Here is a 22,675-nt window from a genome sequence, read left to right on the forward strand (position 1 = left end):
TATATACATTTTTTTCCAATGCTACAGCCTCAAGTCATCAAAACGGTCATGATGGAGGAAAACATGTCCAGATCACTCTTTGCAGCTACGATTCTAGCTTCGGCACTTAGCACCGCGGCGATTGCCGAAATTGAAACCTACGCCACGTTTGACGCCGATATGCCTCCGGGCAATCTAGCAATTGCGCCGAATGGGCGGATTTTCATGTCAGTACATGAATTTTATGGCAAAGACTTGCGCATTGTAGAAGTCATGCCGGACGGAACAACGACCCCTTACCCCAACACAGAATGGGCAAATGCACCTGTAGGTGACGGACCCGGCTTAAAGGGTGTTCTTGGATTACGGGCAGATCGTGAAGGCATCCTGTGGATGCTTGACGGGCAGGCGGAAGGACAAACAGGGCGCGTTGTCGGATGGAACACCAATACCGAAACGTTGCATGCGATCCACTATCTGGGCCAGCCTGCAGCAAAACCGACCAGCTTTCTGAACGACCTTGCCGTTGATCGCGAACATAACGCGATTTACATCACAGATACTGCAAACGCTGAAACGACGGCGTTGATCGTCCTTAATCTCGACACTGGCCGTGCACGCCGCGTTTTGGAAGCCTCCACATTCACCGTGCCGGAAGACACTGACATGGTGATTGACGGCAAAGTCGTGAACCTTGGAGGCTCTCCCGCCAAGATTGGCGCTAACCCCATTACCATCGATCCGACAAATGAGTGGGTCTATTTTGCGCCGATGACTGCAAGTGCGATGTATCGTGTACGCACCACAGATCTGCTGGACGAAGGCTTGTCCGATGCTGAGCTGAGCGCGCGTGTCGAGCGCTATGGTGACAAGCCGATTTCGGATGGATCCACCGTAGATGCGGCGGGCAACGTCTACATTACTTCTATCACTGAAGACGCGGTTGGCGTCACGAAACCAGATGGCACTTATGAGATACTTTATCAGGCTGACAACATGTCCTGGCCCGATGGTTTTGCTATGGGCGCTGATGGCTATGTCTACGTCACCATCAACGAATTGCATCGCTCGCCGGTCCTCAACGGCGGTGAAGACGCAACGCAGGGCGAATTCAGCATCATGCGTTTTCCAGCTTTGGGCGGTGCGGTTTCTGGGAGATAGCATCATGCTATATCGCTTGGATTTCACAGTCGAGTATGACGCGACCATGCAGCAACAAGGACTATTGGGCATCTGGGCTGAAGAGGCTGACCCCGCACTTGGGGCCAAATCAGCAGGAGTCGTCGTCGACCATTGGAAAATCGTCCGTGAACGTAGAGTTCTGGCCATCGTTGACGTCGAAACGCCTGACGCATTGGACCAAATCCTGTTTGATCTACCGATCATGCAAAAGATGGGCCATTTCGTGCAGGTCGATGTCAAATCACTGCGTCGCTACGAGGATTTTGCAGCTGACGTGAAAGAGCGAGTTGGTCGTTCTTAAAGCAATAGCGAAGCGTGCGCGTTTGCGCGCGCTTTGACCAGCCATAGGACCCTGAAATGACAAAGCTCATCCACTCTATGATCCGCGTCGCCGATGACGGCGTATCTACACAATTTTACGCCGACGCATTCGATCTTACGATTGCAGATCAACTCGATTTCGAGAATTTCCGGCTGACATATCTCAGCAATCCCAATAGCGATTTCGAACTTGAGTTGACGCTGAACAAAAGTCAGGATGAACCCTATGAACTTGGTACAGGTTATGGCCATCTGGCAGTCTCAGTGGATGACCTGGAGGCCTCGCATGCCAAATACACCACTCTTGGCATCACAGTCGGGGACATCGTGGCATTCGCACCCGATGGCGAACTCTTCGCACGGTTCTGCTTCGTGACTGATCCGGATGGCTACAAAATCGAAGTCATAGAACACGCCGGACGCTTCAAATAGTTGCCAACTTTTGGCAGGCTCGGGATCACCGTTACCGCCGCACCGGTACATTGGTGCACATGTTATTGGTACAGACTGACAAAACCCGACATTGGGTTGCAAGTAGCAAAAGGCGGCAAAGTCCGCTTATCCGACATATGGCGATGGCATGGGCGGCCCGACGACTACCGCTCACTCTTCATCAATTGCGCGTCCTAGCTTCAGGAGGAGCGCAAGCTTTTCGTCATCCAGGCGGCCAACCATTGAGTTCAGCACCAACAGCAGCTCCTGTCTTGCGGGGCCGACCTCGGCGTCACCAAAGTCAAAGAAGTCCTTCAATGGAAGCTCAAGCGCTTCAGCGATGTCGGCCAGCGTCGAGAAATTCGGAGCAGTTTTTCCGCGTTCAATGTTCGAAATTGTTTCAAAAGCCTTGTTAATAGCATCAGCGAGATCTGCCTGGGTCAGGCCTCTCTGAAGCCTGGCTGACTTTACGCGCTGCCCGATGTTTCGTTTCAATTGATCATTCATAACTTGATCTATAAAGCCGTGTAATTCCCTTTCCCATGATGTCTAGTTTCGTTATTAGTCACGCGACTCGAGTTTTCAAGCCGAGTTGCGAGAGCCGCTTCGAAATTACGCGGCGCGCTTGGTAGCAAAGCTGGGCAAATTGACGGCCTGTTGGAATTCAAGGAGGAACACATGAAGAAATCTTACGTGGTTTTAGCGAGCGTAGTCGTGCTTGGCGTTGTTGCATTTTCTGTCATACAGCAAAATGCTGCTGCCGAGGTCCAAGCGACTGCCGAGGGCAACTGTCAGAAATTCATCAACAAAGAACTAAATCCGCGCAGAAAAACAGATCCAGCCTACGTCATCGGCACCTGGCGCAAGGGCGAGAGGATCGTCGTGGAAGTTGCTTGGAGAACATCTAGTTATGACACAGCATACGAGTCCCGGCTGTGCGTCTACGATCCGAACTCGGGCCGAATGAGTGTTCCCAACGTGTTTGGTAGGTCTGTCTGGGAGAACACCTAAGAGCCTCGAAGTCTGGGAGCGTTTCCAGGGCCTCAACCGCCCCGCCCCCCCCTGTTTTGCCCCAGCTTTCGCCCCAGTTTCGGTGGTGGCCGGGGTTTTTCGATGGTTGTCAACGCTCGGCAAGGATTCCTACCACCCCAGCCATTAATCACAGACATTGCAGAATAAGACGCCATGGGCCACAGCGGGCCCCGGAATGCCCCGGTTTATGCCCCAGTGCGGGTGTCAGGGGAGGAGCGGTTAGCCGGTGTAATCTGACGGGTGCTAGAGGGCTCTCTAGGCGGAGGGATTATTAGGCTAGGGGAATAGGTATAAGTAATGAATAGAAGACAGTATAGAGAGACCCTAGATTACCTTATTGTTACCCACCCATAATAGAAGAAAGGGAGACCTATGGGAGACATTGATAACCCCTGGAACTCCCGCCCAATAGACGTCCACCGCTGGTCAGACCATCCTGAGGTCTCAGGGCTGTGTGACCGGATTTGGGACGCGTTCTTTCCGAGTGATCAGACCTCGGGACCTAAGCCTAAGACTGCCTTCAGGCATCAACTCCGGGTACTGATTCTGGATCTATATGTCGCTTGGCTGGAAGACCCTGAGCTGTGTATCGGCGTCTCAATGTCCTCAAACTACTGGGACACTTCCTCCCGCTATAACGCAATGCATCTTTCTAAGAAGATCATCCCAATTATCCAATCTCTAAATGAATCTGGACTACTCGACTTGGCAAAAGGGAGTTATTCAGGTCCTTTCGCTCGAGGCAACAGAACCACACGTGTTCGGGCGTCTGAACAACTTCGGGGTTGGTTTGCAGAGCTGGAAGTTAGCCGGAATGACGTGGGGCGCGTCGCAGGCGAAGAAATTATTATTCTTCGTGATGGTAAGGAAGCCAATCAAGTCGAGTATAACGATACCGATGAGACGCATCGTATGCGTGATGATCTTGCAAGATACAATGCTGTCATCGACCGAAGCTTTATTGATATCCCCCTTCTTGAGGAGCCTCGGGTCGAAGGCGTAGCAACTGATCAGCACCACAAGCTAACGCGCCGTATCTTTAGTCGTTCCGATTGGCTGTGCAACGGACGTTTCTATGGTGGCTGGTGGCAACAAATTAATAGCGATTGGCGGTCCAAGATTTTCATCAACGATACTCCTGTGGTCGAGGTAGACTTTCGGAGCCTGCATGTTTCCTTGCTGAGCATTGAGACCGGCAACCAACTTGCTGATGATCCTTACACCCTGAACGATCACTTGCTCAGGTATATGCCACTTTCTTTGCAACGTAAGTTTACCAAACGCCTAATCCTGACTGCGATTAATGCCGCCTCAAAAGACACAGCATTCAGAGGCTTCCGGGACGGCTACCCAGCCGATCATGAAGGTAAGAGACTGACGAACGAGCAGCTCGAACGTCTTCTGGCTGGATTTTTGGAAAAGTCTCCCCATATGGAGGACCTTCTTTTTGCGGATCATGGCATTCGTCTGATGAACTTAGATAGTAAGATCTCAGAAAGGGTTCATCGGCACTTCACAGATCAGGGTGTACCTGTGCTATCGGTACACGATAGCTATCTCATCGATTATACTCGGGTTGGCGAGCTAAAGAGGGTAATGGCCAGCGCCTCAGAGGAGGTGGCCGGAGTTTCGTTACCCACATCGAATGTTTTTTTTGGGCTCGATGAAATAGAACCAGAGGCCGAACACCTAAGGGATTATGTTGATTGGCGTCAAACCGCTCGTTCTGAGGGTTATCTGCGTCGTCTGGAAGAACACGAGCAAGCCACTGGTCAAGAAATCATACCCTATCGTGTCGCCCCTAAGCGGCCCTAAACAATTGCAAGGGAGAATTCCCTGTCTGACCAGCGGTGGACGTCTATTGGGCGGGAGTTCCAGGGGTTATCAATGTCTCCCATAGGTCTCCCGTTCTTCTATTATGGGTGGGTAACAATAAGGTAATCTAGGGTCTCTCTATACTGTCTTCTATTCATTACTTATACCTATTCCCCTGGCCTAATAACCCCTCCGCCTAGAGAGCCCTCTAGCACCCGTCAGATTACACCGGCTAACCGCTCCTCCCCTGACACCCGCACTGGGGCATAAACCGGGGCATTCCGGGGCCCGCTGTGGCCCATGGCGTCTTATTCTGCAATGTTTGTGATTAATGGCTGGGGTGGTAGGATTCGAACCTACGGTGCACGCTACCAAAAAGCGTTGCCTTACCACTTGGCTACACCCCAACTGTGGGGCGTGAATACGACTTGTCGTAATGCTGCGCAAGACCCGAAAAGCAATTTTTTTGCAGAATTTTGATTTTTTCTGAACCGCTGTTTTGCGGCGCGGAAAATCAGCCAAAAACCCGAAAAAAGGGCCCAAAGGCCCTTGTTGTAACCGCGGTTATGTAAGTGGAATCCAATTTCCCAACCCCCTAAGCAGTTGGAATAATAGAATAACCTAGTTCAGACGGTCTTTGACCAAGGCCCCAACACGGCCAAAATCCATTTGCCCGGTGTATTTGCTCTTTAGGGCCCCCATGATTTTACCCATATCGCGAATGGACGAGGCCCCAACCTCAGAGATCGCCGCATCAATCGCTGCGGACACTTCATCATCTGTAAGCTTTTTGGGCAGAAATTCTTCGATGATCGTGATTTCGTTGGTCTCGCGCTCTGCCAGATCCAGCCGCCCGCCTTCTTCGTAAGTGCGCGCACTTTCCTGACGTTGCTTCACCATCTTTGACAGGATTTGCAAAACATCTGCTTCGCTTGCGCCATCGTCGCGCCCTTCGCCGCGCAAAGCAATGTCCATATCTTTGATCGCCGCACTGACCAATCGCAAAGTTGACAGCCGATCCGCGGCCCTGTCTTTCATCGCCTGTTTCAAGGCATCCGTGATATTTGCACGCAGAGTCATCAGCACATTTTCCCATTCTCACATAGAGGCTTGGACCATAATGAATTACCTGTCGGTGCGCAACCGCAGAGAAAAAATGTTAAGATATTGAAAATCCTAAATTTTCGCTCAACCACATGCCCTTGACCTCGCGGCCCCTGGGCCTTAGTTTCCCGACAATTTGTCCATCCTCCCGGAGAGTCGCTGCCATGACCCAGGTGTCAAACAACACCCCCACCGCTTGCCTTGCCCTTGCTGACGGAACGATTTTCTATGGCCGAGGTTTTGGGGCCGTCGGCGAAACAGTCGCAGAGCTTTGTTTTAACACAGCGATGACAGGCTATCAGGAAATCATGACCGATCCGTCTTATGCTGGTCAGGTGGTCACCTTTACCTTCCCCCATATCGGCAACACCGGCGTGACATCCGAAGATGATGAAACAGCCGACCCAGTGGCCGCAGGCATGGTGGTGAAATGGGACCCAACAGAACCGTCAAACTGGCGCTCGTCTGGCGACTTGCCACAATGGTTGGCCTCGCGCAATCGCATCGCCATTGGTGGCGTAGACACCCGCCGCCTGACCCGCGCCATTCGCGCCCAAGGCTCGCCGCATGTCGCTTTGGCCCACAACCCTGAAGGCAAATTTGACATCGCCGAACTTGTGGCCAAAGCGCGGGCCTTTTCTGGCCTCGAAGGTTTGGATCTTGCCAAAGAAGTCACCTGTGCCCAAAGCTATCGCTGGAACGAAAAACGCTGGGCATGGCCGGACGGCTATAGCGTTCAAGACGACCCGAAATACAAAGTTGTTGCCATAGATTTTGGCGCAAAGCGCAACATTCTGCGCTGCCTTGCCTCGGTTGACTGCGATGTGACTGTTTTGCCAGCGTCCGCCACTGCCCAAGACATTCTTGCGCATAAGCCTGATGGGGTCTTTCTATCCAACGGTCCAGGGGACCCCGCGGCAACCGGCACATATGCTGTGCCAATGATCCAAGACATCTTGAAAGCAGATTTGCCAGTGTTTGGCATTTGTCTTGGTCACCAAATGCTGGCATTGGCGCTTGGCGCTAAAACCATCAAGATGAACCACGGCCACCACGGGGCCAACCACCCCGTAAAAGATCATGAAACCGGCAAAGTGGAAATCACTTCGATGAACCACGGTTTTGCGGTGGATTCCCAGACCCTGCCAGAAGGTGTGGTTGAAACCCACACTTCGCTGTTTGATGGTTCTAACTGTGGCATTCGCATTGCAGATCGCCCGGTGTTTTCCGTACAGCACCACCCCGAAGCCAGCCCCGGCCCGCAAGACAGCTTTTACCTGTTTGAACGGTTTGCTGGCTATATGGCAGATCGCAAATCGGCCTAAAGCCCAAAACTTAACACTGTTTTAACTTTTGCCCCCCAGCTTCAACTGAACGCTGGGGGGCAATTGCATGAGCGATCCACGGATCCGCCTATTTGAACCTGTGGCCGCACAGGACCGGGACAGCCAAACCTGCATTGGCCGTTTGCTGCTGGAATCCGGGATCATCACGTCGTGGCAGCTGTTGTTTGCCATGCAACGTGAAAAACACTGGAATGCCACGGTGACAGATATCTTATTGTCGCGCGGCTGGATTTCCGATGCACAGGCGCTTGCGGCCCGCGCCTGGTATTTTGGCGCGCAACAGGTTGATCTTGTGTCCGCCCCTCCGGACCGTCGCCTCCAAGGGCTTTTGTCCCCAGAGTTTTGCTTAAAACATGCGGTTGTACCCTGGATCAGCATGAATGGGTTGCTAATATTTGCCACCAGCCGCCCCGAAGATTTTGAGAAATTGCGACCCGAATTGCCCTCTGGGCCCTCTGGTATCATGATGGCCATCACCAGCGAGGCGCAAATTCAGACCTATGTCAGCCAGATACATCGCCGGGTTTTGACCGATCGCACCGAAACCCGCGTGCCACTTTCCCAAAGCTGCCGTGGCTGGGGCCAATCCCCTGCCTTGCGCTATGGCTTCTGCGCTGCGATCTGCCTGATGATCCTGACCTTGATGGTGCTTGATCTTCGCATCGCCTTTCTAACTGCAATCGGCATCGCCGTTATCACGCAACTTAGCGCTTCTTTGATGAAATTCTCCGCTCTGTTGGCCAGTCAAAAATTTCAGCATCACACCCCAAGGCCCGAAGTGCCGCCGCTTAGTCGCTTGCCGCGCATCTCTGTTTTGGTGCCGCTATTTCACGAACGCGACATCGCCCAAGCATTGGTGCGCAGACTATCGTTGCTGACATACCCCAAGGCGCTGTTGGACGTTATTCTTGTTTTGGAACAAAAGGATACGCTTACCAAGACCACGCTTTCGGTTACAAAACTACCGCGCTGGATGCGGGTCATCGAGGTGCCCGAGGGATCAGGGCTAACGACCAAACCACGCGCACTGAATTTCGCGCTCGATTACTGTCGCGGTGACATTATTGGTATCTGGGACGCCGAAGACGCGCCTGCGCCCGACCAGCTACAAACCATCGCCGCACATTTTGCACAGGCTGATCCAGACGTCGCCTGCCTGCAAGGCGTGCTTGATTACTACAACCCCTATACCAACTGGATGTCGCGCTGCTTTACACTGGAATATTCCATGTGGTTTCGGGTGGTTTTACGCGGCATGTCACAGTTGGGATCGGCGATACCGCTTGGTGGAACAACGCTATTTCTGCGGCGCGATGTGATCGAAGAGGTCGGGCGCTGGGACGCCCACAATGTCACCGAAGACGCAGATCTGGGCATTCGACTTAACCGCTATGGCTATCGCACCGAACTGGCATTCACGGTCACACAAGAAGAGGCCAACTGTCATCTGGGTCCTTGGATCAAGCAACGCTCGCGCTGGCTCAAGGGATATATGGTCACCTATTTGGTGCATATGCGCCGCCCCCTTCTGTTATGGCGCGAACTTGGGGCCCGTAAATTCATCGGTTTTAACCTGATTTTTGCCACCACCCTGTCCCATTTCATGCTGGCCCCCATCATCTGGAGCTTTTGGCTTTTGATGTACGGCGTTTCTGTGCCGTGGCTTGACGCGATGCCCTTTGCCGCCCGCACCGGTACCGCAGCGCTCTTCATAGCGGTTGCTATCTTGGATATTGCTCTGGCGGTCATTTCGATGCGCGGACAAAACCGGCGTGGGCTGATGGCCTGGGCCATCACATTGCCAGTCTATTTCCCACTGGCCACCTTTGGCCTTTACAAAGGGCTATACGAGTTGGTGGTAAAGCCATTTTATTGGGACAAAACCGCCCATGGCAAAACGCCAGAGGGGCAATCTGCGCAATTCTCAGCCGTCAGCGCTTAGCTTTAGCCTGGTCTCAAAGGCCTGAGAAATGTGTGTTTTCAATGCGTTATCAGCGCCATCTTCGTCCCGCGCGTCAATGGCACGCACAATGGCCGCATGTTCTGCCAACGCGACCTCACCCCGTCCTTCCACCGCCAAGGACGTCGTTGCCATCAACGCCATTGACCGATGCACCAGATCCAATTGCTGCACCAAATAGCGGTTATGGGACGCCAGATGGATCATCCGGTGAAACCGCCGATTTGCGCGTGCTAGGGCATTTGGGTCGCCAATCAGACCAACGTCTGCTGTGACCATCTCGTTTAACACGCGCACTTCTTCAGGGGTTGCATGGCGCGCGGCCAGCCGGGCTGCCAGACCCTCAAGTTCACTGCGCACCGCATACAACTCTGACATTTGATTATGGTCCAGCGACGCAACAATCAGGCTGCGCCCGTCACGGGCCAAAAGTGACTGCGTTTCGAGCCGCTGCAAAGCCTCGCGGATCGGTGTGCGCGACACGCCAAAGCGCTCTGCCAGATCGCTTTCCACCAACCGATCCCCCGGTCGATAGACCCCAACGTCAATCGCCTCAAGGATCAGAGTATAAGCATCTTTGTTCTGTGCGCGCGGTTGGCTCATTCTGAACTCTCCTAGGGATTGGCGACCAGACTATGCACCAGTCTGCAAAACATGCAAGCCAAGCATTGACTTACCCAGCATTCGGCCTAGCTTGCACCCATGGTCAAATCAAGCTTCTCACATGTCACAACCTGGGTTTTTGACCTGGACAACACCCTGTACCCACCCGAGGTCAATCTGTTTGCCCAGATAGAACAACGCATGACCCAATATGTGATGGGGGCGCTTTCCGTGCCGCGTGACATCGCCAACAAACTGCGCACGGAATACTGGCATACCTATGGCACAACCCTTTCCGGCCTCATGCGCGAGCACGATGTTGATCCGGTGCCATACCTGCAAGATGTGCATGATATTTCGTTTGAAAACCTCACACCCGACCCGGATTTGATCGCCTATATTTCCGCCCTGCCCGGACGCAAGATCGTCTATACAAATGGCACGGCCCCCTATGCGGAAAACGTACTGGATGCCCGGGGGCTCAGCCCGCTATTTGACGCGGTTTATGGCATTGAGCACGCGGGCTATTTGCCCAAACCTGAACGGGCCGCTTTTGATGCGATTTTCACAGCAGATGGGCTGCGGACCGAACAGGCCGCGATGTTTGAAGATGACCACCGCAACCTGCAAGCCCCACATGACATGGGATTGCGCACAGTGCATGTGGCCCCCGCCCCTGTGACAGCGCAGCATATCCATCATCACACGGATGATCTGACGGGCTTTTTGCGGCAACTTGTCTAAGGCAAATCACGCGTTTGGTGCTTGGAACTTCCGGGTTCTGGGCGTATATGCTGCGTAGGAAAAAAAAGGTGCCGCAATGGTCAAAGCTGTGTTTGACATCGTGATTTCCGGAGGCGGAATCGCTGGGCTGACAGCAGCAGCGGCCTTTGGGGCTGCTGGGTTTAAAGTACAGGTTGTCGACCCTGCCCCGCCCGTCACGCAGCGCGATCGCGCCGGGGCTGATCTGCGCACCACAGCGTTTTTGCAACCGGCACAAAAACTTTTAGAGCAAGCAGGCCTTTGGAAGGCGCTGGCCGCTCATGCCGCCCCGCTGCAAATCATGCGCATTGTCGATGCTGGCGGACCTGAACCAAAGGCCCGCTTGGTCAAAGACTTTGATGCCAAAGATATTTCAGAGCAACCCTTTGGATGGAACCTTCCCAATTGGCTGTTGCGCCGCGAGTTCATCGCCCATTTACAAACCCTGCACAACGTCGATCTGCGCCTTGGCGTTGCCACCAGCGAATTGTTCACCCGCACAAACGAGGCAACCGTGCGCCTGAGTGATGGCAGCACAAGCCGCTGCAAATTGGTTATCGCCGCTGATGGACGCAATTCAAAGATACGCGAAGCAGCCGGGATTGGGGTAAAGACCACGCGCTATGGCCAAAAGGCGCTGGCACTGGCGGTCACTCATCCGATCCCACATGAAAATGTTTCGACCGAAATCCATCGCAGCGGCGGCCCCTTCACCTTGGTGCCCTTGCCAGATTACAACGGCATGCCTTCTTCGGCGCTTGTATGGATGGAACGCGCCGCCACCGCAAATGCCTTGTTTGAGCTGGACGACACGGCCCTAGAGGCTGCGATGACCGAACGCAGTTGTGGCCTTTATGGGCCGCTCAATTTGGCCTCGCAACGCACAATCTGGCCAATCATCAGCCAGTTGGCAGATCGTTTGACCGCGCAGCGCGTGGCATTGGTGGCCGAAGCAGCACATGTGGTGCCACCCATTGGCGCGCAGGGCCTGAATACCTCGTTGGGAGATATGCAAATTCTGCTGGATCTGGCCAAGGCAACACCCGGCGATCTTGGCAGCGCCGAAATGCTTGAGACGTATCAGAAAAAACGCATGTCCGAGGTCCGCTTGCGCGTCAAAGGCATCGACTTGTTAAACCGGGCCTCGATGGTCGAGCAGCCCGCGCTGCGCAATATACGCGCTCTTGGGCTAAATGCGCTTTATGGCATGGCCCCGGTGCGCAAAATGCTGATGCAAATGGGGCTTGGTGCGCGCTGAGTGATTGATCGGTTTTTCATAGGGGCTTTGCCCCCAACGTTGAAATTGCATTTCAACGTCTCCCCCAGAGTATTTTTTGAAAGATGAATAGGCGTTAAAGCGGTCCGGGGCGGCGTTCGTCTGATAAAAGCACATTGGCTTCGACATCGCCAATGCCGGGCAATGTCATCACGCGGCGGCGCAGCACGCGTTCAAAATCAGAAATGTCGCGTGCCGTGACCCGCAACCGATAGTCATACATGCCCAGTACATGTTCGACGGTCTGCACTTCGGGGATTGCCGCCACTGCGCGCTCAAAATCCTCCAAGCTCACCCGGCCTTTGGTGGCCAGTTTCACACCGAGAAAAACCGTGACACCAAAACCCAGTTTCTCGGCATCCAGATCCAGTTTGTGGCCCGAAACCACCCCCGCCTCTTGCAGTCGTTTGATGCGACGCCAGGTCGCCGGTTGGCTAAGACCAAAGCGCCGCCCCAACGCGCCCGCATTCTGACGCGCATTCAGCGCCAGAGCCTTCAGGATTTGCCGATCTATGTCATCCAAAGCAATCATATAGGCAGGCTTTCGTCCGCTTTGATGCGGGCCACATGCATCAAAGCCTCGATATCGGCAATATGAGGCAATGCCAGAATATGGCGGCGATAGATTTCCTGATAATGCGCCATGTCGCGCGCAATCACCGAAAGCCGCACATCCACCCGCCCCAAAAAGGTTTGAATTTCGATCACCTCGGCAATTGCACGCGCTGCCTCGATAAAGTCGTCAAACGCCCGCGTCTGGGTTTTGTCCAACGTCACGCGCAGACTGACTTCAACCTCATAGCCCAGGGCCCGCCAGTCAATCACCGCGCACACGCCGCGTAGCACTCCCCCCTCGCGCAGCTTATCCAGCCGCCGCGACAGGCGGGTGCTGGTCAGGCCAATTTGCGCGGCCAAATCAGGCAACGCGCGGTCGGGGTCGTTTTGCATATGACGCAGAATGCGCCGATCCAGATCATCAAGCATGAAAAGATCAATATATAAAATTTTGACGAATAGAAATGGCATTATTCGGGCAAAATACATTCAATAAGCTCTCGCACTTCGCGCCAATCTATCTATATTCGCCGCAAACAACATTGAAAGGACGCTGACATGCGCGTTTATTACGACCGCGATTGCGATATTAACCTGATCAAAGACAAAAAAGTCGCCATCCTGGGCTATGGCTCCCAAGGCCACGCACACGCGCTGAACCTGCGCGACTCTGGTGCGAAAAACCTTGTTGTTGCTCTGCGCGAAGGCTCTGCCTCTGCGAAAAAAGCCGAAGGCGAAGGCCTGCAAGTTATGGGCATCGCTGAAGCGGCCGCATGGTGTGACGTGATCATGTTCACAATGCCAGATGAGCTTCAGGCAGAAACATATAAGAAATACGTACACGACAACATCAAACCGGGGTCTGCGATTGCATTCGCGCACGGTTTGAACGTTCACTTTGGCCTGATTGAGCCAAAAGAAGGCGTCGACGTGATCATGATGGCACCTAAAGGCCCGGGTCACACTGTGCGTGGCGAATACACCAAAGGCGGCGGCGTGCCTTGCTTGGTTGCGGTCAACGAAGACGCGACAGGTAAAGCGCTTGAAATCGGTCTGTCCTATTGCTCTGCCATCGGTGGCGGTCGCTCTGGCATCATCGAAACCAACTTCCGCGAAGAGTGCGAAACTGACCTGTTCGGCGAACAAGCGGTTCTGTGCGGCGGTATCGTTGAACTGATCCGTTGTGGTTTTGAAACGCTGGTCGAAGCCGGCTACGCGCCTGAAATGGCCTATTTTGAGTGCCTGCACGAAACCAAGCTGATCGTGGACCTGATCTATGAAGGCGGCATCGCCAATATGGATTACTCGATCTCTAACACTGCAGAATACGGCCAATACGTCACCGGCCCACGCATCCTGCCATACGACGCCACCAAGAAAGCCATGAAAGAATCTTTGGCAGACATTCAGTCTGGTAAATTCGTGCGCGACTTCATGCTGGAAAACGCGGTTGGTCAGCCAACCATCAAAGCATCCCGTCGTGCAAACGACGAGCACCAGATCGAAGTGGTTGGTAAGAAACTACGCGACATGATGCCTTGGATCTCTGCCGGTAAAATGGTTGATAAAGCCAAGAACTAAGCTTCATAGCTTGGTCTGAATTGAACGCCCCGCCATCTAGCGGGGCGTTTTTTTGTCTAATGTCGGCTTAAGGGTTCCGCTGGATGGGCTGTTTCTCGGCAACCCATAGCGCAATGGCAACTTCGAGCCCAAAACAACCGATGCTGCAAGTCGCACGAAAGTCGGCTTTGTTTGGTGTCATTTTGCAAGATCAAGGCTTCTAAACAGGGCTCACGCCTATTCGGCTTCCTCTCTTTTGGAAGCGCTGCCGTAAAACGCTGGTTTCCTCTTGCCTGTCGCATCGAAAACTTTACGGTCACAGTATGGGATCAAAGAGCCTTCAATCGATGCAATCATCCGCCAAGAACGCAACCATGCGTTTGCTGGCCGTTCGGTCAAAGCGTCCGGGTCGCATTCCTTTTTCCAGAATGCGTGCGGGTCCAGGTCACAAGTAACCCGACCCACCACATCAAGCATTCAAAAGGAAGTATCATGTCATCACATGACCGTTCACTCTATCTGCGGTACGCAGAGGCACTCAAGCATCCAAACAATTTTTCTGGCGCAGTTGCCGCATTCTTTGCTGCAGACGCCAACATCAACGTTGTCCACCCGTTCAATGAACTGCAAGGGGCAGACACGTACCTCGAAAAATTCCTGCGTCCGTTACAACACTCGTTCGAGGGGCTTTACAGGCGCGACGACATTTTCATGGCTGGCCAATTTGATGGGCAAGATTGGATCAGTTCCACGGGCTACTACGTAGGGCGCTTTGCGCAAGACTGGATCGGCCTCAAGGCAACCGGCACGCTCAGCTATCTGCGTTATGGTGAATTTCACCGTATTGAGAACGGAAAAGCGGTCGAAAGCTATATCTACCTCGACATCCCGGAATTGATGATCGCCTGCAATCAATGGCCGCTGCCCATTGGGCCGGGTCTGTCGCGCGGCTATACTGGGTTGATCCAAGGACCGGCGAGCAAAGACGGCGTCATCACGAATGAACCCGATCCAGCCGAGGGCCAACGCAGTTATCAGATCGTGACGGATATGCTCACAGAACTTGCAACCAAGGACGAAGCATGGCGACCTTATTGGCACGACAATATGATGTGGTACGGTCCGGGCGCCTTTGGAAGTTTTGTAGGCATTGAGGAATTTGCATCGTTTCAGGTTCCATTCGAGTCCCAATTTGACGGATGGTCAGGCGGGTCCAAGGGCAATGGGATGACCAACCACTTCACAAGATATGGTGACGGAAATTATACGTGCTCGGGCGGTTGGCCATCCCTAACCGGTGTCAACGTGAAGCCATTCCTAGGGCAAGGCCCCACGAAAGAGCGGGTATTCATGCGTGTCTGTGACTGGTGGCGGCGGGAAAACGAGCTGCTTGTCGAGAACTGGGTGTTTGTTGATGTCCCGCATGTTTTGCTGCAGCTGGGATATGATCCGTTACCACACTGGCAAGGTTCCTAGGATGAGTACCACTGGACTACTTTGCTGACTTTTGAGGGAATGCTTTCGTATTAAACATCAGAATGTCTGCAGTCATTGCGGACATTCGAATTGCTTTGGGCAATAGCAGTTTTGTCCGCACAGCTGTCATCTGATCAACTTGTTTCCTGCGCATCAAAGCTAATCCCCAACCACCTTTCGTCCCCATATCATTTTGAGAAAATGTGCCGCTGGGCTAGGCTTGATCCAGAATTTATTAGGGAGAGAGCAAAATGGATATAGAAACCCGCGAATTTGAAGCCCAGCATTACATCTATATCGACGGATCAGCACCGATGATGGATGGAGCTGCCATCGCCAAGGCCATGGGGGCCGGGTTTGGCCAAGCCTTTGGATTTTTGCAACAAAACGGCATTACCCCGCTTAGCGCCCCGATGACGGTCTATACAGAAATGCCCGGTGAACAGATGACATTTCGCTCTGGTTTTCTTGTGACCCAAGAGGATGCCTCCAAAGCCAGTGGCGATGTAAAAGCGGACCAATTGCCCAAAGGCAAAGCCCTACATGCAATTCATGTTGGACCATATCCCGAGCTGAACAAAACCCATGGAGCTATCTGGGGCCACGCCAAGGCCGAAGGCCTAAGCAATGTCATGCCGGTGTGGGAAATCTATATCGACGATCCTGAGGAAACCGCACCCCAAGCGCTGCGCACAGAGGTCTATCACGCGTTGGCCTAGGTCATAAGGCCACCGCGCAATCAAGCGGGCGTTACAGGTTTGGCACTAAAGCCTTCCGGCGTAACAATCGGCAAGCACATGGTCCCATCCGCTGCTGTAATGGGCGCGCATGTCAGCGGCACGTTCCGCCAAGGCCGCCCAACCGCTGTGGGTCAATGTCACCAAAGTGCCATCTGTGGCGGCGTCAAAGCGCATGGTCAGCTGCGTTGCCGTGTCCATAGACTGCCCCGGATGCCAGGTCATTGTGAACCCGTCTGGCTCTGACCATTTGGTGACCTGTCCCCATTCACAGCGTTCGCCATCGTGCTTGATCTCATAGACCGCGCCGCCCAAACCCGGCTCTATTACCACCTTTTGCGGGATCTTGCCCGCCCCTGCAGAAACCGAGTGTTTGTCGATCGGCCACCAGCCCATGATTTCGTTGGTAAATCGGGTAAAGGCACGCGCCGGCGTCACGGGCACGGTCACGGTTTTTACAATCGCTTCTGTCATCTAAATATCCTCTTTGAAACTGTCAGAAAAGGCTGTCAGAACGTCCCCCCAAAGCCCATCCAAATACTGCCGCAGCGCAACCAAGCCTTGCGGGTCAGCGGAATAGATACGCCGATTGCCCTTTTGCTGAACCACGACCAAACCCGCATCTGATAGAACTTTCAGATGTTGCGAAATCGCTGGGCGGCTCACTGGGAACCCCTGCGCGATTATCCCAACAGGCGCGGGCGCACGTATGATGCGTTCATAAATTTGGCGGCGCGTGTCATCTGAAAGCGCCACAAGTGATTCTTGGTAAGTCATAACTTACCGTAAGTAATAACTTACACTCTGTCAATCGCACAGGGTCAGTTCGCCATCGCACAGTGCCCAATATTGCAATGTCAGCTGCCCTCTCCGATCTAGGACGCATGACACACTATGACATCAACGTCAGACAGGGGCTGCCCCAAGACATGCAGCTCCTGCTTCGGGACTACCCGCGCGACGCATGGCCGGGTCACCCGAATTTCGCGCGCGCCACCCAAAACTGGATGCGCGCGCATCAAATGTTTAGAAAACTGGCCGAAATCTTAGAGGCCGACACAAAAGGCATCCTGGACAAGCAAACAGATCCAGAGCGGTTTGCGGCGCGTTTGGGCCATTATGGCAACCAATTAATTGGTAACTTGCACGGCCATCACGGCTGGGAAGATCATTCGTTCTTCCCGGAACTGCAGGCTGCCGATGACAGGTTTGAGCGCGGCTTGGAGATGCTGGAAAGCGACCACGTAGAGATGGACGGCCTGCTTGATAACCTGACGCGCAATGCCAACAGGTATCTTAAACTGTCGGATTTGTCGCCAAAAGACGCGGAAAACGAATTGCCCGCAATTCTGGCCAATACCCAAGCCATAGGCCGGTTTCTAACCCGGCATCTGGCGGACGAAGAAGATCTTGTGGTGCCGATTATTCTGCATCACAAATTACGTGGATAAACATTTAAAGTTTGATCCGCATCTCAGCTTTAGGCGTTGACCCTGACCGCATGGCGGGGTCAAGTGCCGCCAAGCGAGGACATGACATGCAAGAGATTTCCGGTCGGCATTGGGCGATGATCGCCACTTTGGGTTTTGTTTGGGGATCGACATTTCTTTTGATCGAGCTGGCGCTCGACGGCATCACCCCGGTTTGGCTGGCCGCATCGCGCATCGGCTTTGCCACCTTGCTTTTGACCGTCTTTTGGGGGTTTCGCGGCTTTCGCTTGTTTCACGACAAAAAGGCCTACGGACCCTTGGCAATCGCCAGCATCGGCAGCTCTGCGTTGCCGTTTTTCCTTATCAGCTGGGGGCAGCAATATGTCACCTCGGGCTTTACCGGCATTTGCATGACCGCCATCGCGCTGATGATTTTGCCGCTTGCCCATTTCTTTGTGCCCGGCGAACGAATGTCACCGCGAAAAGTCGGCGGCTTTGTCATTGGCTTTATCGGCGTGGCCATGTTGATTGGTGGCAATGCATTTGAAAGCAGCGGCGCAGAACTGGAAATCTGGGGGCGTTTGGCAATTCTGGGGGCCACAGTCAGCTATGCCTGCTGCTCTATCATCGTGCGCCGCCTGCCCCCTGTCGATTCCGTGGGTCTGGCGACGATGCTCTTGTGGTTTGGGGCCATTGTGATCATGCCGCTTGCCTTTTGGGCCGAAGGCCCGCCACCGGCTGTTGATCAAAATACCTTTGTGATCATTGCTGTTTTGGGCCTGATCCCCACCGCCGCCGCCAATATTTTGCGGGTCATGGTGGTGCGCGAAGCAGGGCCAACTTTCATGAGCCTTACAAACTATCAGGTTCCGATCTGGGCTGTACTGATGGGTGCACTCATTCTGGGCGAGCCCCTGCCCCCAACTCTACTGATCGCGCTGGCGCTGGTATTGGGCGGCGTTGGCCTTAGCCAATACGGCGCGTTGCGACGGCTGTTTGGCCGCAAAGCCTAGGCCTGACTACACGCTGGCTTTGACTTCGGCCACGATGCTGGTCACCACATCCTGCAACAGCGCGTTGTCTTCGCATTCCGCCATCACCCGGATCAATGGCTCGGTGCCGGACTTGCGGATCAACAAACGCCCACTGCCATTCAAACGCGCCTCTGCATCCGCAATGGCGGCTTTAACAGAGGGTGCCTCAAGCGGCTTCTGCCCCGTGCCATAGCGCACGTTTTGCAAGAGCTGCGGCACCGTTTCAAAGCTTTTGGTCAAGGCGCTCGCAGGTTTGCCAGTCTCCACCATCGCGGCCAGAAATTGCAAACCCGCCAACAACCCATCGCCGGTTGTGGCATAATCTGTCATCACAATATGGCCCGATTGCTCGCCGCCCAGGTTGAACCCGCCCTTGCGCATGCGTTCCACAACATAGCGGTCGCCGACAGCGGTGCGCTCTAGTTTCAGACCCTTGCCCACAAGGAAACGTTCAAGCCCAAGATTTGACATGACGGTTGCTACCAAGGCTCCCCCCTTCAACCGCCCGGCCTGTGCCCACCGATCCGCAAAGAGCGCCATAAGCTGATCGCCATCCGCTACGCTGCCGTTTTCGTCTATGATCATCAGGCGATCTGCGTCGCCATCCAATGCAATGCCAACATCTGCCCCATGGGCCACAACGGCCTCGGCTGCAGTCTGAGTGCTGGTTGACCCGCAATTGTCGTTGATATTGACCCCATTTGGATCAACGCCCACCGGAATAACATCCGCGCCCAATTCCCACAGCGCCTCTGGTGCAGCCCGATATGCCGCCCCATTGGCGCAATCAATCACCACTTTCAGGCCGCGCAACGGCAACGCCGATGGCAAAGCGCTTTTGACCCGTTCTATATAGCGGAATCGCCCGTCATCCACCCGTTTGGCCCGGCCAATGTTTTGGGCTTGCGCCGGTTCAACGCCACTCAGCACAAGCGCTTCAATTTCGGCTTCGGCTTCGTCAGACAGTTTAAAGCCGTCTGGGCCAAAAAACTTGATGCCATTGTCATCCGCATGGTTGTGACTGGCGGAAATCATCACCCCAAGGTCCGCGCGCACCGATGTGGTCAAAAGCCCCACCGCAGGTGTCGGCACAGGGCCAAGTAGAAACACGTTCATCCCGGTCGAAGTCAAACCCGCCGTCAGAGCGTTTTCAAACATATAGCCCGACAGCCGGGTGTCTTTGCCTATCACCACCCGGTGCTGATTGTTGCCGTCATTGCGAAAATACCGCCCCACGGCCGCGCCGATTTTCAACGCCATTTCAGCGGTCATCGGATGCAGGTTCGCAGTCCCTCGGACCCCATCAGTGCCAAATAGTTTACGCGCCATCATACTCTCCTCTGGTCACAGCCTGCCAAAGCTGCAAGGCCTGCGTGGTTTCAGCCACGTCATGTACTCTTAAAAATTGTGCACCCTGCGCCACACCGGCAAGCGCAACCGCCAAACTTCCCGGCACGCGCTGCCCAGCATCTGGCGCGTTGCCAATGGTTCCGATGAACCGCTTGCGCGACGCCCCGAGCAAAATGGGGCAGCCCAAGGCATGAAACAGGCTCAGCCGCGCCAATATCGCCAGATTATGCGCGTTGGTTTTGCCAAAGCCAATGCCAGGGTCCACCACGATCTGTTCACGCGGAATGCCCAGACCAATCAAATAGCCGACTTGGGCTGCCAGAAAATCATACACATCCAGCAACACATCATCATACCGCGGATCATCTTGCATCGTGGCCGGATCGCCTTGGGCATGCATCACACAGACCGGCACCGCATGACTTGCTGCCAAAGGCCCAAGGTCCGCGTCATAGGTAAAACCAGACACGTCATTGATCAGCCCAGCCCCCGCTCGCACGGCTGATTTCGCCACAGGTGCCTTGCGCGTATCAATGCTGATCGGCGCAATTGCGGCCTTGGCCACCGCCTCAATCACCGGCGCGGTGCGCTTGATCTCGTCGTCAATCGCCACAACCCCGGACCCCGGCCGCGTCGACTCGCCGCCCACGTCAATCAAAGTTGCCCCCTGGGCCACCATTTCACGACTGCGCGCAATCGCGGCCTCTGGCGCATTGTGCTGCCCACCGTCCGAAAAACTGTCTGGCGTTACGTTCAAAATGCCCATGGTTTGCGGCGTGTTCATCGCCAATCCCATCACATCCGCACGCGGAGCGCTCAGGGTTTTCAGTACCGCAGCCGGAATGTCCTGCGCAGCGACAATACGCGCGGGCTTGCCGCGTTGCAGGCACTCTACTTGGGTAAACCAGGTCCAGCCACCGGCCAGATCAATCGCATTGTCAGGCCGGGCAATATCAACCTGCGGAAGGGCTCTATAGTAAATTTTCATATCAATTGAATGGGCGAAACGCTTCCGCTTGGCAAGCAATCACAGGCTGGTTTGGTCGAGTGTTACGATCTGCGTCGCAATTGTGTTTGCCTTTGGCAGCTCTTTGCCGATCACGTATAACTTTCGCGCCTGCCACTGCTCGGCAAACCAATGCGCCAGATCCACAGCCGCGCTTGGCGGCGTATCGGTAGCATCCAGCACCATCTTGGACGGGGCCCACAGGCAAATCTGGCCGTTTTTCATCGCCCAGTCCAACTCTGTCCGCGTGCCTGCCACAGTAAAATCAGCCGCCATCGCCCGCATTTGCCAGGCTGCTTGTTCGGTAGACAGCAGATCAATGTGCCGCTGCGCCGCAACATCACCAGTGTTAATCCCATGATCAGGCGTGTCTAAACACAATACCACCGGCGCGCCCTTGGCGCGTAGCGCGTCAATCCAACCCGGTAAGTTGCCCGACCTCAGAGCCGCATTGCTAAGAAATGCCACCACAGGGGCCAAGGCTTGTTGGTCCGCGGCAACCCCCTGCCCCGGCACCCGCATAATTTCGACGCCCAAGGCCCCATTGCCCTTGTCCAGCTTTTGAATACGCACAAACACCCGCAACGCCTGTGGCTCGTTCAAAATGCGGTCCGCAATCCGCTCGGCCAGCGTTTCCAACAGGTTCAACCGCTCGGCGGTCAATTCATGTTCAATTGCCCAGGTGATCCGATCATATGACAGGATCAGATCCACATCATCCTGCACATCCGCTTCCGGCTCTGAAACCTCGACAACCACATCAAACGACAGGCGCTGTGTCATATCGCGCTCGGCTTGAAACGCCCCGATTTCCACCGACACAATATGGTCGCGCAAAGACAAGCGATCATGCACCCCCGCAACAGCAGTGGCGACAGCCCGTTTCTGAGGATGTGCGAAAGCAAGTTTGGTGGGATCAGTCATCTGCAAATACGCCTCTGGTTTCAAAGGCGCTATAGCAGTGTCAGAAATCAGAAACCAGCGGCGCTGATCTAGTTCTGCGACAGACGCGTGGGATTACGGTAAAAGTGATGCACACCAATTGTGGTGGTGCGGGTAAATTTGCGCGCCCAACGTGGGTTCACCGCCTTAGTATGATAATACGTCGCGCCGTCAGTCAAATCCCGTGGCCCACCTTCGAGCATCAACTTGGCAATTTTACCAACACGATGATAAGCCGCTTGCTCGCGGATCACTTCCGGGTGGCCATCACAGGTAAAGGTAAACTGACAGGCGTATTTGCGCCCCGTACCCTGATTGACCACTTTGCAAACGCTGTTTGGAAATCTTGGTGTGTCCACACGGTTCAAGATGACCTCGGCCACGGCAAATTGGCCTTTGACGCTTTCGCCGCGCGCTTCAAAATACAGGGCCTGCGCCAGGCACGCCCATTGCGCGTCACCGGAAACAACAGGTTGTTGATCGACCCAGCTGCGCGTGCGTTCCAAGGGGGCGGTCTTTGGGGCTTTGCGACCTGAAAAGAACGTTTTGATCTTTTCCATGTTTAAGGCGGCCATTTGAAATTGCTCAAACGGCAAACCATCCTCAACCGACTTGGCCGGAGTTTCAGCAAAAGCTGTTCCTGCCATCAAGCTGATGGCCAATATCACGTTCGAAAAGATGCGCATGGCAGCCCCACAAAATCCGTATGCCGGGCCCTTTTCCGGCAATTTCCGGCAGCGTGATACCTAATTTTTCACTTTTGGTCTAGATGT

25 protein-coding genes and 1 tRNA gene are annotated in these 22,675 nt (G+C 54.3%); 14 read left to right on the plus strand and 12 right to left on the minus strand.

Translation table 11 applies throughout. The features are described 5' to 3' along the window. Window positions 1-63 precede the first annotated feature (63 nt). The 3 genes from ABXG94_RS09210 to ABXG94_RS09220 are packed head-to-tail and all read left to right on the plus strand — an operon-like array spanning window position 64 to window position 1,914. Window positions 64-1,140, plus strand: coding sequence for an SMP-30/gluconolactonase/LRE family protein (locus ABXG94_RS09210; RefSeq protein ID WP_353533687.1), 1,077 nt, complete (start codon window positions 64-66; stop codon window positions 1,138-1,140). A 4-nt stretch (window positions 1,141-1,144) separates the two neighbouring features. Then, complete coding sequence (locus ABXG94_RS09215) at window positions 1,145-1,462, plus strand: muconolactone Delta-isomerase family protein (RefSeq protein ID WP_353533688.1); 318 nt, start codon at window positions 1,145-1,147, stop codon at window positions 1,460-1,462. Between the two features lie 56 nt (window positions 1,463-1,518). Then, window positions 1,519-1,914 (plus strand): VOC family protein, encoded by a 396-nt coding sequence (locus ABXG94_RS09220; RefSeq protein WP_353533689.1) that lies wholly within the window; start codon window positions 1,519-1,521, stop codon window positions 1,912-1,914. Window positions 1,915-2,085: 171 nt separating this feature from the next. Here the strand turns inward: ABXG94_RS09220 and ABXG94_RS09225 are convergent, their stop codons facing one another. Further along, window positions 2,086-2,421: a helix-turn-helix domain-containing protein gene (locus ABXG94_RS09225; protein ID WP_353533691.1), complete on the minus strand. Its 336-nt coding sequence runs from the start codon at window positions 2,419-2,421 to the stop codon at window positions 2,086-2,088. 171 nt (window positions 2,422-2,592) lie between these two features. On the opposite strand from ABXG94_RS09225, the gene ABXG94_RS09230 reads away from it, so the two are divergent. Together ABXG94_RS09230 and ABXG94_RS09235 are read left to right on the plus strand one after the other, a co-directional pair. Then, window positions 2,593-2,925, plus strand: coding sequence for a hypothetical protein (locus ABXG94_RS09230; RefSeq protein WP_353533692.1), 333 nt, complete (start codon window positions 2,593-2,595; stop codon window positions 2,923-2,925). Between the two features lie 393 nt (window positions 2,926-3,318). Next, window positions 3,319-4,761, plus strand: coding sequence for a hypothetical protein (locus ABXG94_RS09235; RefSeq protein WP_353533693.1), 1,443 nt, complete (start codon window positions 3,319-3,321; stop codon window positions 4,759-4,761). Window positions 4,762-5,093: 332 nt separating this feature from the next. Here ABXG94_RS09235 and ABXG94_RS09240 read toward each other — a convergent pair. Together ABXG94_RS09240 and ABXG94_RS09245 are read right to left on the minus strand one after the other, a co-directional pair. After that, window positions 5,094-5,168: transfer RNA gene (locus ABXG94_RS09240), tRNA-Gln, on the minus strand. A gap of 214 nt (window positions 5,169-5,382) precedes the next feature. Further along, window positions 5,383-5,841 carry a GatB/YqeY domain-containing protein gene (locus ABXG94_RS09245; RefSeq protein WP_353533695.1) on the minus strand — a complete coding sequence of 153 codons (459 nt, stop codon included), beginning with the start codon at window positions 5,839-5,841 and terminating at the stop codon, window positions 5,383-5,385. A gap of 188 nt (window positions 5,842-6,029) precedes the next feature. Here ABXG94_RS09245 and carA point away from each other — a divergent pair, with 188 nt between their 5' ends. Further along, window positions 6,030-7,190 carry a glutamine-hydrolyzing carbamoyl-phosphate synthase small subunit gene (gene carA / locus ABXG94_RS09250; RefSeq protein ID WP_353533697.1) on the plus strand — a complete coding sequence of 387 codons (1,161 nt, stop codon included), beginning with the start codon at window positions 6,030-6,032 and terminating at the stop codon, window positions 7,188-7,190. Window positions 7,191-7,257: 67 nt separating this feature from the next. Beyond that, window positions 7,258-9,153, plus strand: coding sequence for a glycosyltransferase family 2 protein (locus ABXG94_RS09255; RefSeq protein WP_353533698.1), 1,896 nt, complete (start codon window positions 7,258-7,260; stop codon window positions 9,151-9,153). Here ABXG94_RS09255 and ABXG94_RS09260 read toward each other — a convergent pair. Beyond that, on the minus strand, window positions 9,136-9,774 hold the full coding sequence (locus ABXG94_RS09260) for a GntR family transcriptional regulator (RefSeq protein WP_353533699.1): 639 nt from the start codon (window positions 9,772-9,774) through the stop codon (window positions 9,136-9,138). The two genes, ABXG94_RS09255 and ABXG94_RS09260, sit on opposite strands and share 18 nt — an antisense overlap. 99 nt (window positions 9,775-9,873) lie before the next feature. Between ABXG94_RS09260 and ABXG94_RS09265 the strand changes: the two genes are divergently transcribed. Further along, window positions 9,874-10,518 carry a pyrimidine 5'-nucleotidase gene (locus ABXG94_RS09265; protein WP_353533700.1) on the plus strand — a complete coding sequence of 215 codons (645 nt, stop codon included), beginning with the start codon at window positions 9,874-9,876 and terminating at the stop codon, window positions 10,516-10,518. 76 nt (window positions 10,519-10,594) lie between these two features. Further along, complete coding sequence (locus ABXG94_RS09270; protein ID WP_353533701.1) at window positions 10,595-11,794, plus strand: UbiH/UbiF family hydroxylase; 1,200 nt, start codon at window positions 10,595-10,597, stop codon at window positions 11,792-11,794. A gap of 94 nt (window positions 11,795-11,888) precedes the next feature. On the opposite strand, the gene ABXG94_RS09275 is transcribed toward ABXG94_RS09270, so the two are convergent. After that, complete coding sequence (locus tag ABXG94_RS09275; RefSeq protein ID WP_353533703.1) at window positions 11,889-12,344, minus strand: Lrp/AsnC family transcriptional regulator; 456 nt, start codon at window positions 12,342-12,344, stop codon at window positions 11,889-11,891. Beyond that, a complete protein-coding gene (locus ABXG94_RS09280; protein WP_353533705.1) occupies window positions 12,341-12,796 on the minus strand; it encodes an Lrp/AsnC family transcriptional regulator in 456 nt (151 codons plus the stop codon). The genes ABXG94_RS09275 and ABXG94_RS09280 overlap by 4 nt, the downstream gene beginning before the upstream one ends. A 129-nt stretch (window positions 12,797-12,925) precedes the next feature. On the opposite strand from ABXG94_RS09280, the gene ilvC reads away from it, so the two are divergent. The 3 genes from ilvC (at window position 12,926) to ABXG94_RS09295 (ending at window position 16,122) form a co-directional block, all read left to right on the plus strand. Then, window positions 12,926-13,948 carry a ketol-acid reductoisomerase gene (ilvC, locus tag ABXG94_RS09285; RefSeq protein WP_353533706.1) on the plus strand — a complete coding sequence of 341 codons (1,023 nt, stop codon included), beginning with the start codon at window positions 12,926-12,928 and terminating at the stop codon, window positions 13,946-13,948. Window positions 13,949-14,419: 471 nt separating this feature from the next. Beyond that, on the plus strand, window positions 14,420-15,403 hold the full coding sequence (locus ABXG94_RS09290) for a nuclear transport factor 2 family protein (protein WP_353533707.1): 984 nt from the start codon (window positions 14,420-14,422) through the stop codon (window positions 15,401-15,403). Between the two features lie 251 nt (window positions 15,404-15,654). Further along, window positions 15,655-16,122: a GyrI-like domain-containing protein gene (locus ABXG94_RS09295; RefSeq protein WP_353533709.1), complete on the plus strand. Its 468-nt coding sequence runs from the start codon at window positions 15,655-15,657 to the stop codon at window positions 16,120-16,122. 45 nt (window positions 16,123-16,167) lie between these two features. Here ABXG94_RS09295 and ABXG94_RS09300 read toward each other — a convergent pair whose 3' ends face one another. Further along, window positions 16,168-16,614: an SRPBCC domain-containing protein gene (locus tag ABXG94_RS09300; protein ID WP_353533710.1), complete on the minus strand. Its 447-nt coding sequence runs from the start codon at window positions 16,612-16,614 to the stop codon at window positions 16,168-16,170. Continuing rightward, window positions 16,615-16,917 carry an ArsR/SmtB family transcription factor gene (locus ABXG94_RS09305; RefSeq protein WP_353533712.1) on the minus strand — a complete coding sequence of 101 codons (303 nt, stop codon included), beginning with the start codon at window positions 16,915-16,917 and terminating at the stop codon, window positions 16,615-16,617. A 107-nt stretch (window positions 16,918-17,024) separates the two neighbouring features. Between ABXG94_RS09305 and ABXG94_RS09310 the strand changes: the two genes are divergently transcribed. Both ABXG94_RS09310 and ABXG94_RS09315 read left to right on the plus strand, forming a co-directional pair. Further along, a complete protein-coding gene (locus ABXG94_RS09310) occupies window positions 17,025-17,591 on the plus strand; it encodes a hemerythrin domain-containing protein (protein ID WP_353533714.1) in 567 nt (188 codons plus the stop codon). 86 nt (window positions 17,592-17,677) lie between these two features. After that, window positions 17,678-18,583, plus strand: a complete 906-nt coding sequence (locus ABXG94_RS09315; protein WP_353533716.1) for a DMT family transporter — start codon at window positions 17,678-17,680, stop codon at window positions 18,581-18,583. Window positions 18,584-18,589: 6 nt separating this feature from the next. On the opposite strand, the gene glmM is transcribed toward ABXG94_RS09315, so the two are convergent. From glmM to ABXG94_RS09335, 4 genes are all read right to left on the minus strand, one after another. After that, window positions 18,590-19,933: a phosphoglucosamine mutase gene (glmM, locus tag ABXG94_RS09320; protein WP_353533718.1), complete on the minus strand. Its 1,344-nt coding sequence runs from the start codon at window positions 19,931-19,933 to the stop codon at window positions 18,590-18,592. Then, window positions 19,923-20,942 carry a dihydropteroate synthase gene (gene folP, locus ABXG94_RS09325; RefSeq protein ID WP_353533719.1) on the minus strand — a complete coding sequence of 340 codons (1,020 nt, stop codon included), beginning with the start codon at window positions 20,940-20,942 and terminating at the stop codon, window positions 19,923-19,925. The genes glmM and folP overlap by 11 nt, the downstream gene beginning before the upstream one ends. 39 nt (window positions 20,943-20,981) lie before the next feature. Beyond that, window positions 20,982-21,884, minus strand: coding sequence for a dihydroneopterin aldolase (locus ABXG94_RS09330; protein ID WP_353533720.1), 903 nt, complete (start codon window positions 21,882-21,884; stop codon window positions 20,982-20,984). Between the two features lie 68 nt (window positions 21,885-21,952). Then, window positions 21,953-22,588 carry a cell wall hydrolase gene (locus tag ABXG94_RS09335; protein ID WP_353533721.1) on the minus strand — a complete coding sequence of 212 codons (636 nt, stop codon included), beginning with the start codon at window positions 22,586-22,588 and terminating at the stop codon, window positions 21,953-21,955. Window positions 22,589-22,675: the final 87 nt, after the last annotated feature.

The sequence above is a fragment of the Cognatishimia sp. WU-CL00825 genome (genome assembly GCF_040364665.1).
GTDB lineage: Bacteria > Pseudomonadota > Alphaproteobacteria > Rhodobacterales > Rhodobacteraceae > Cognatishimia.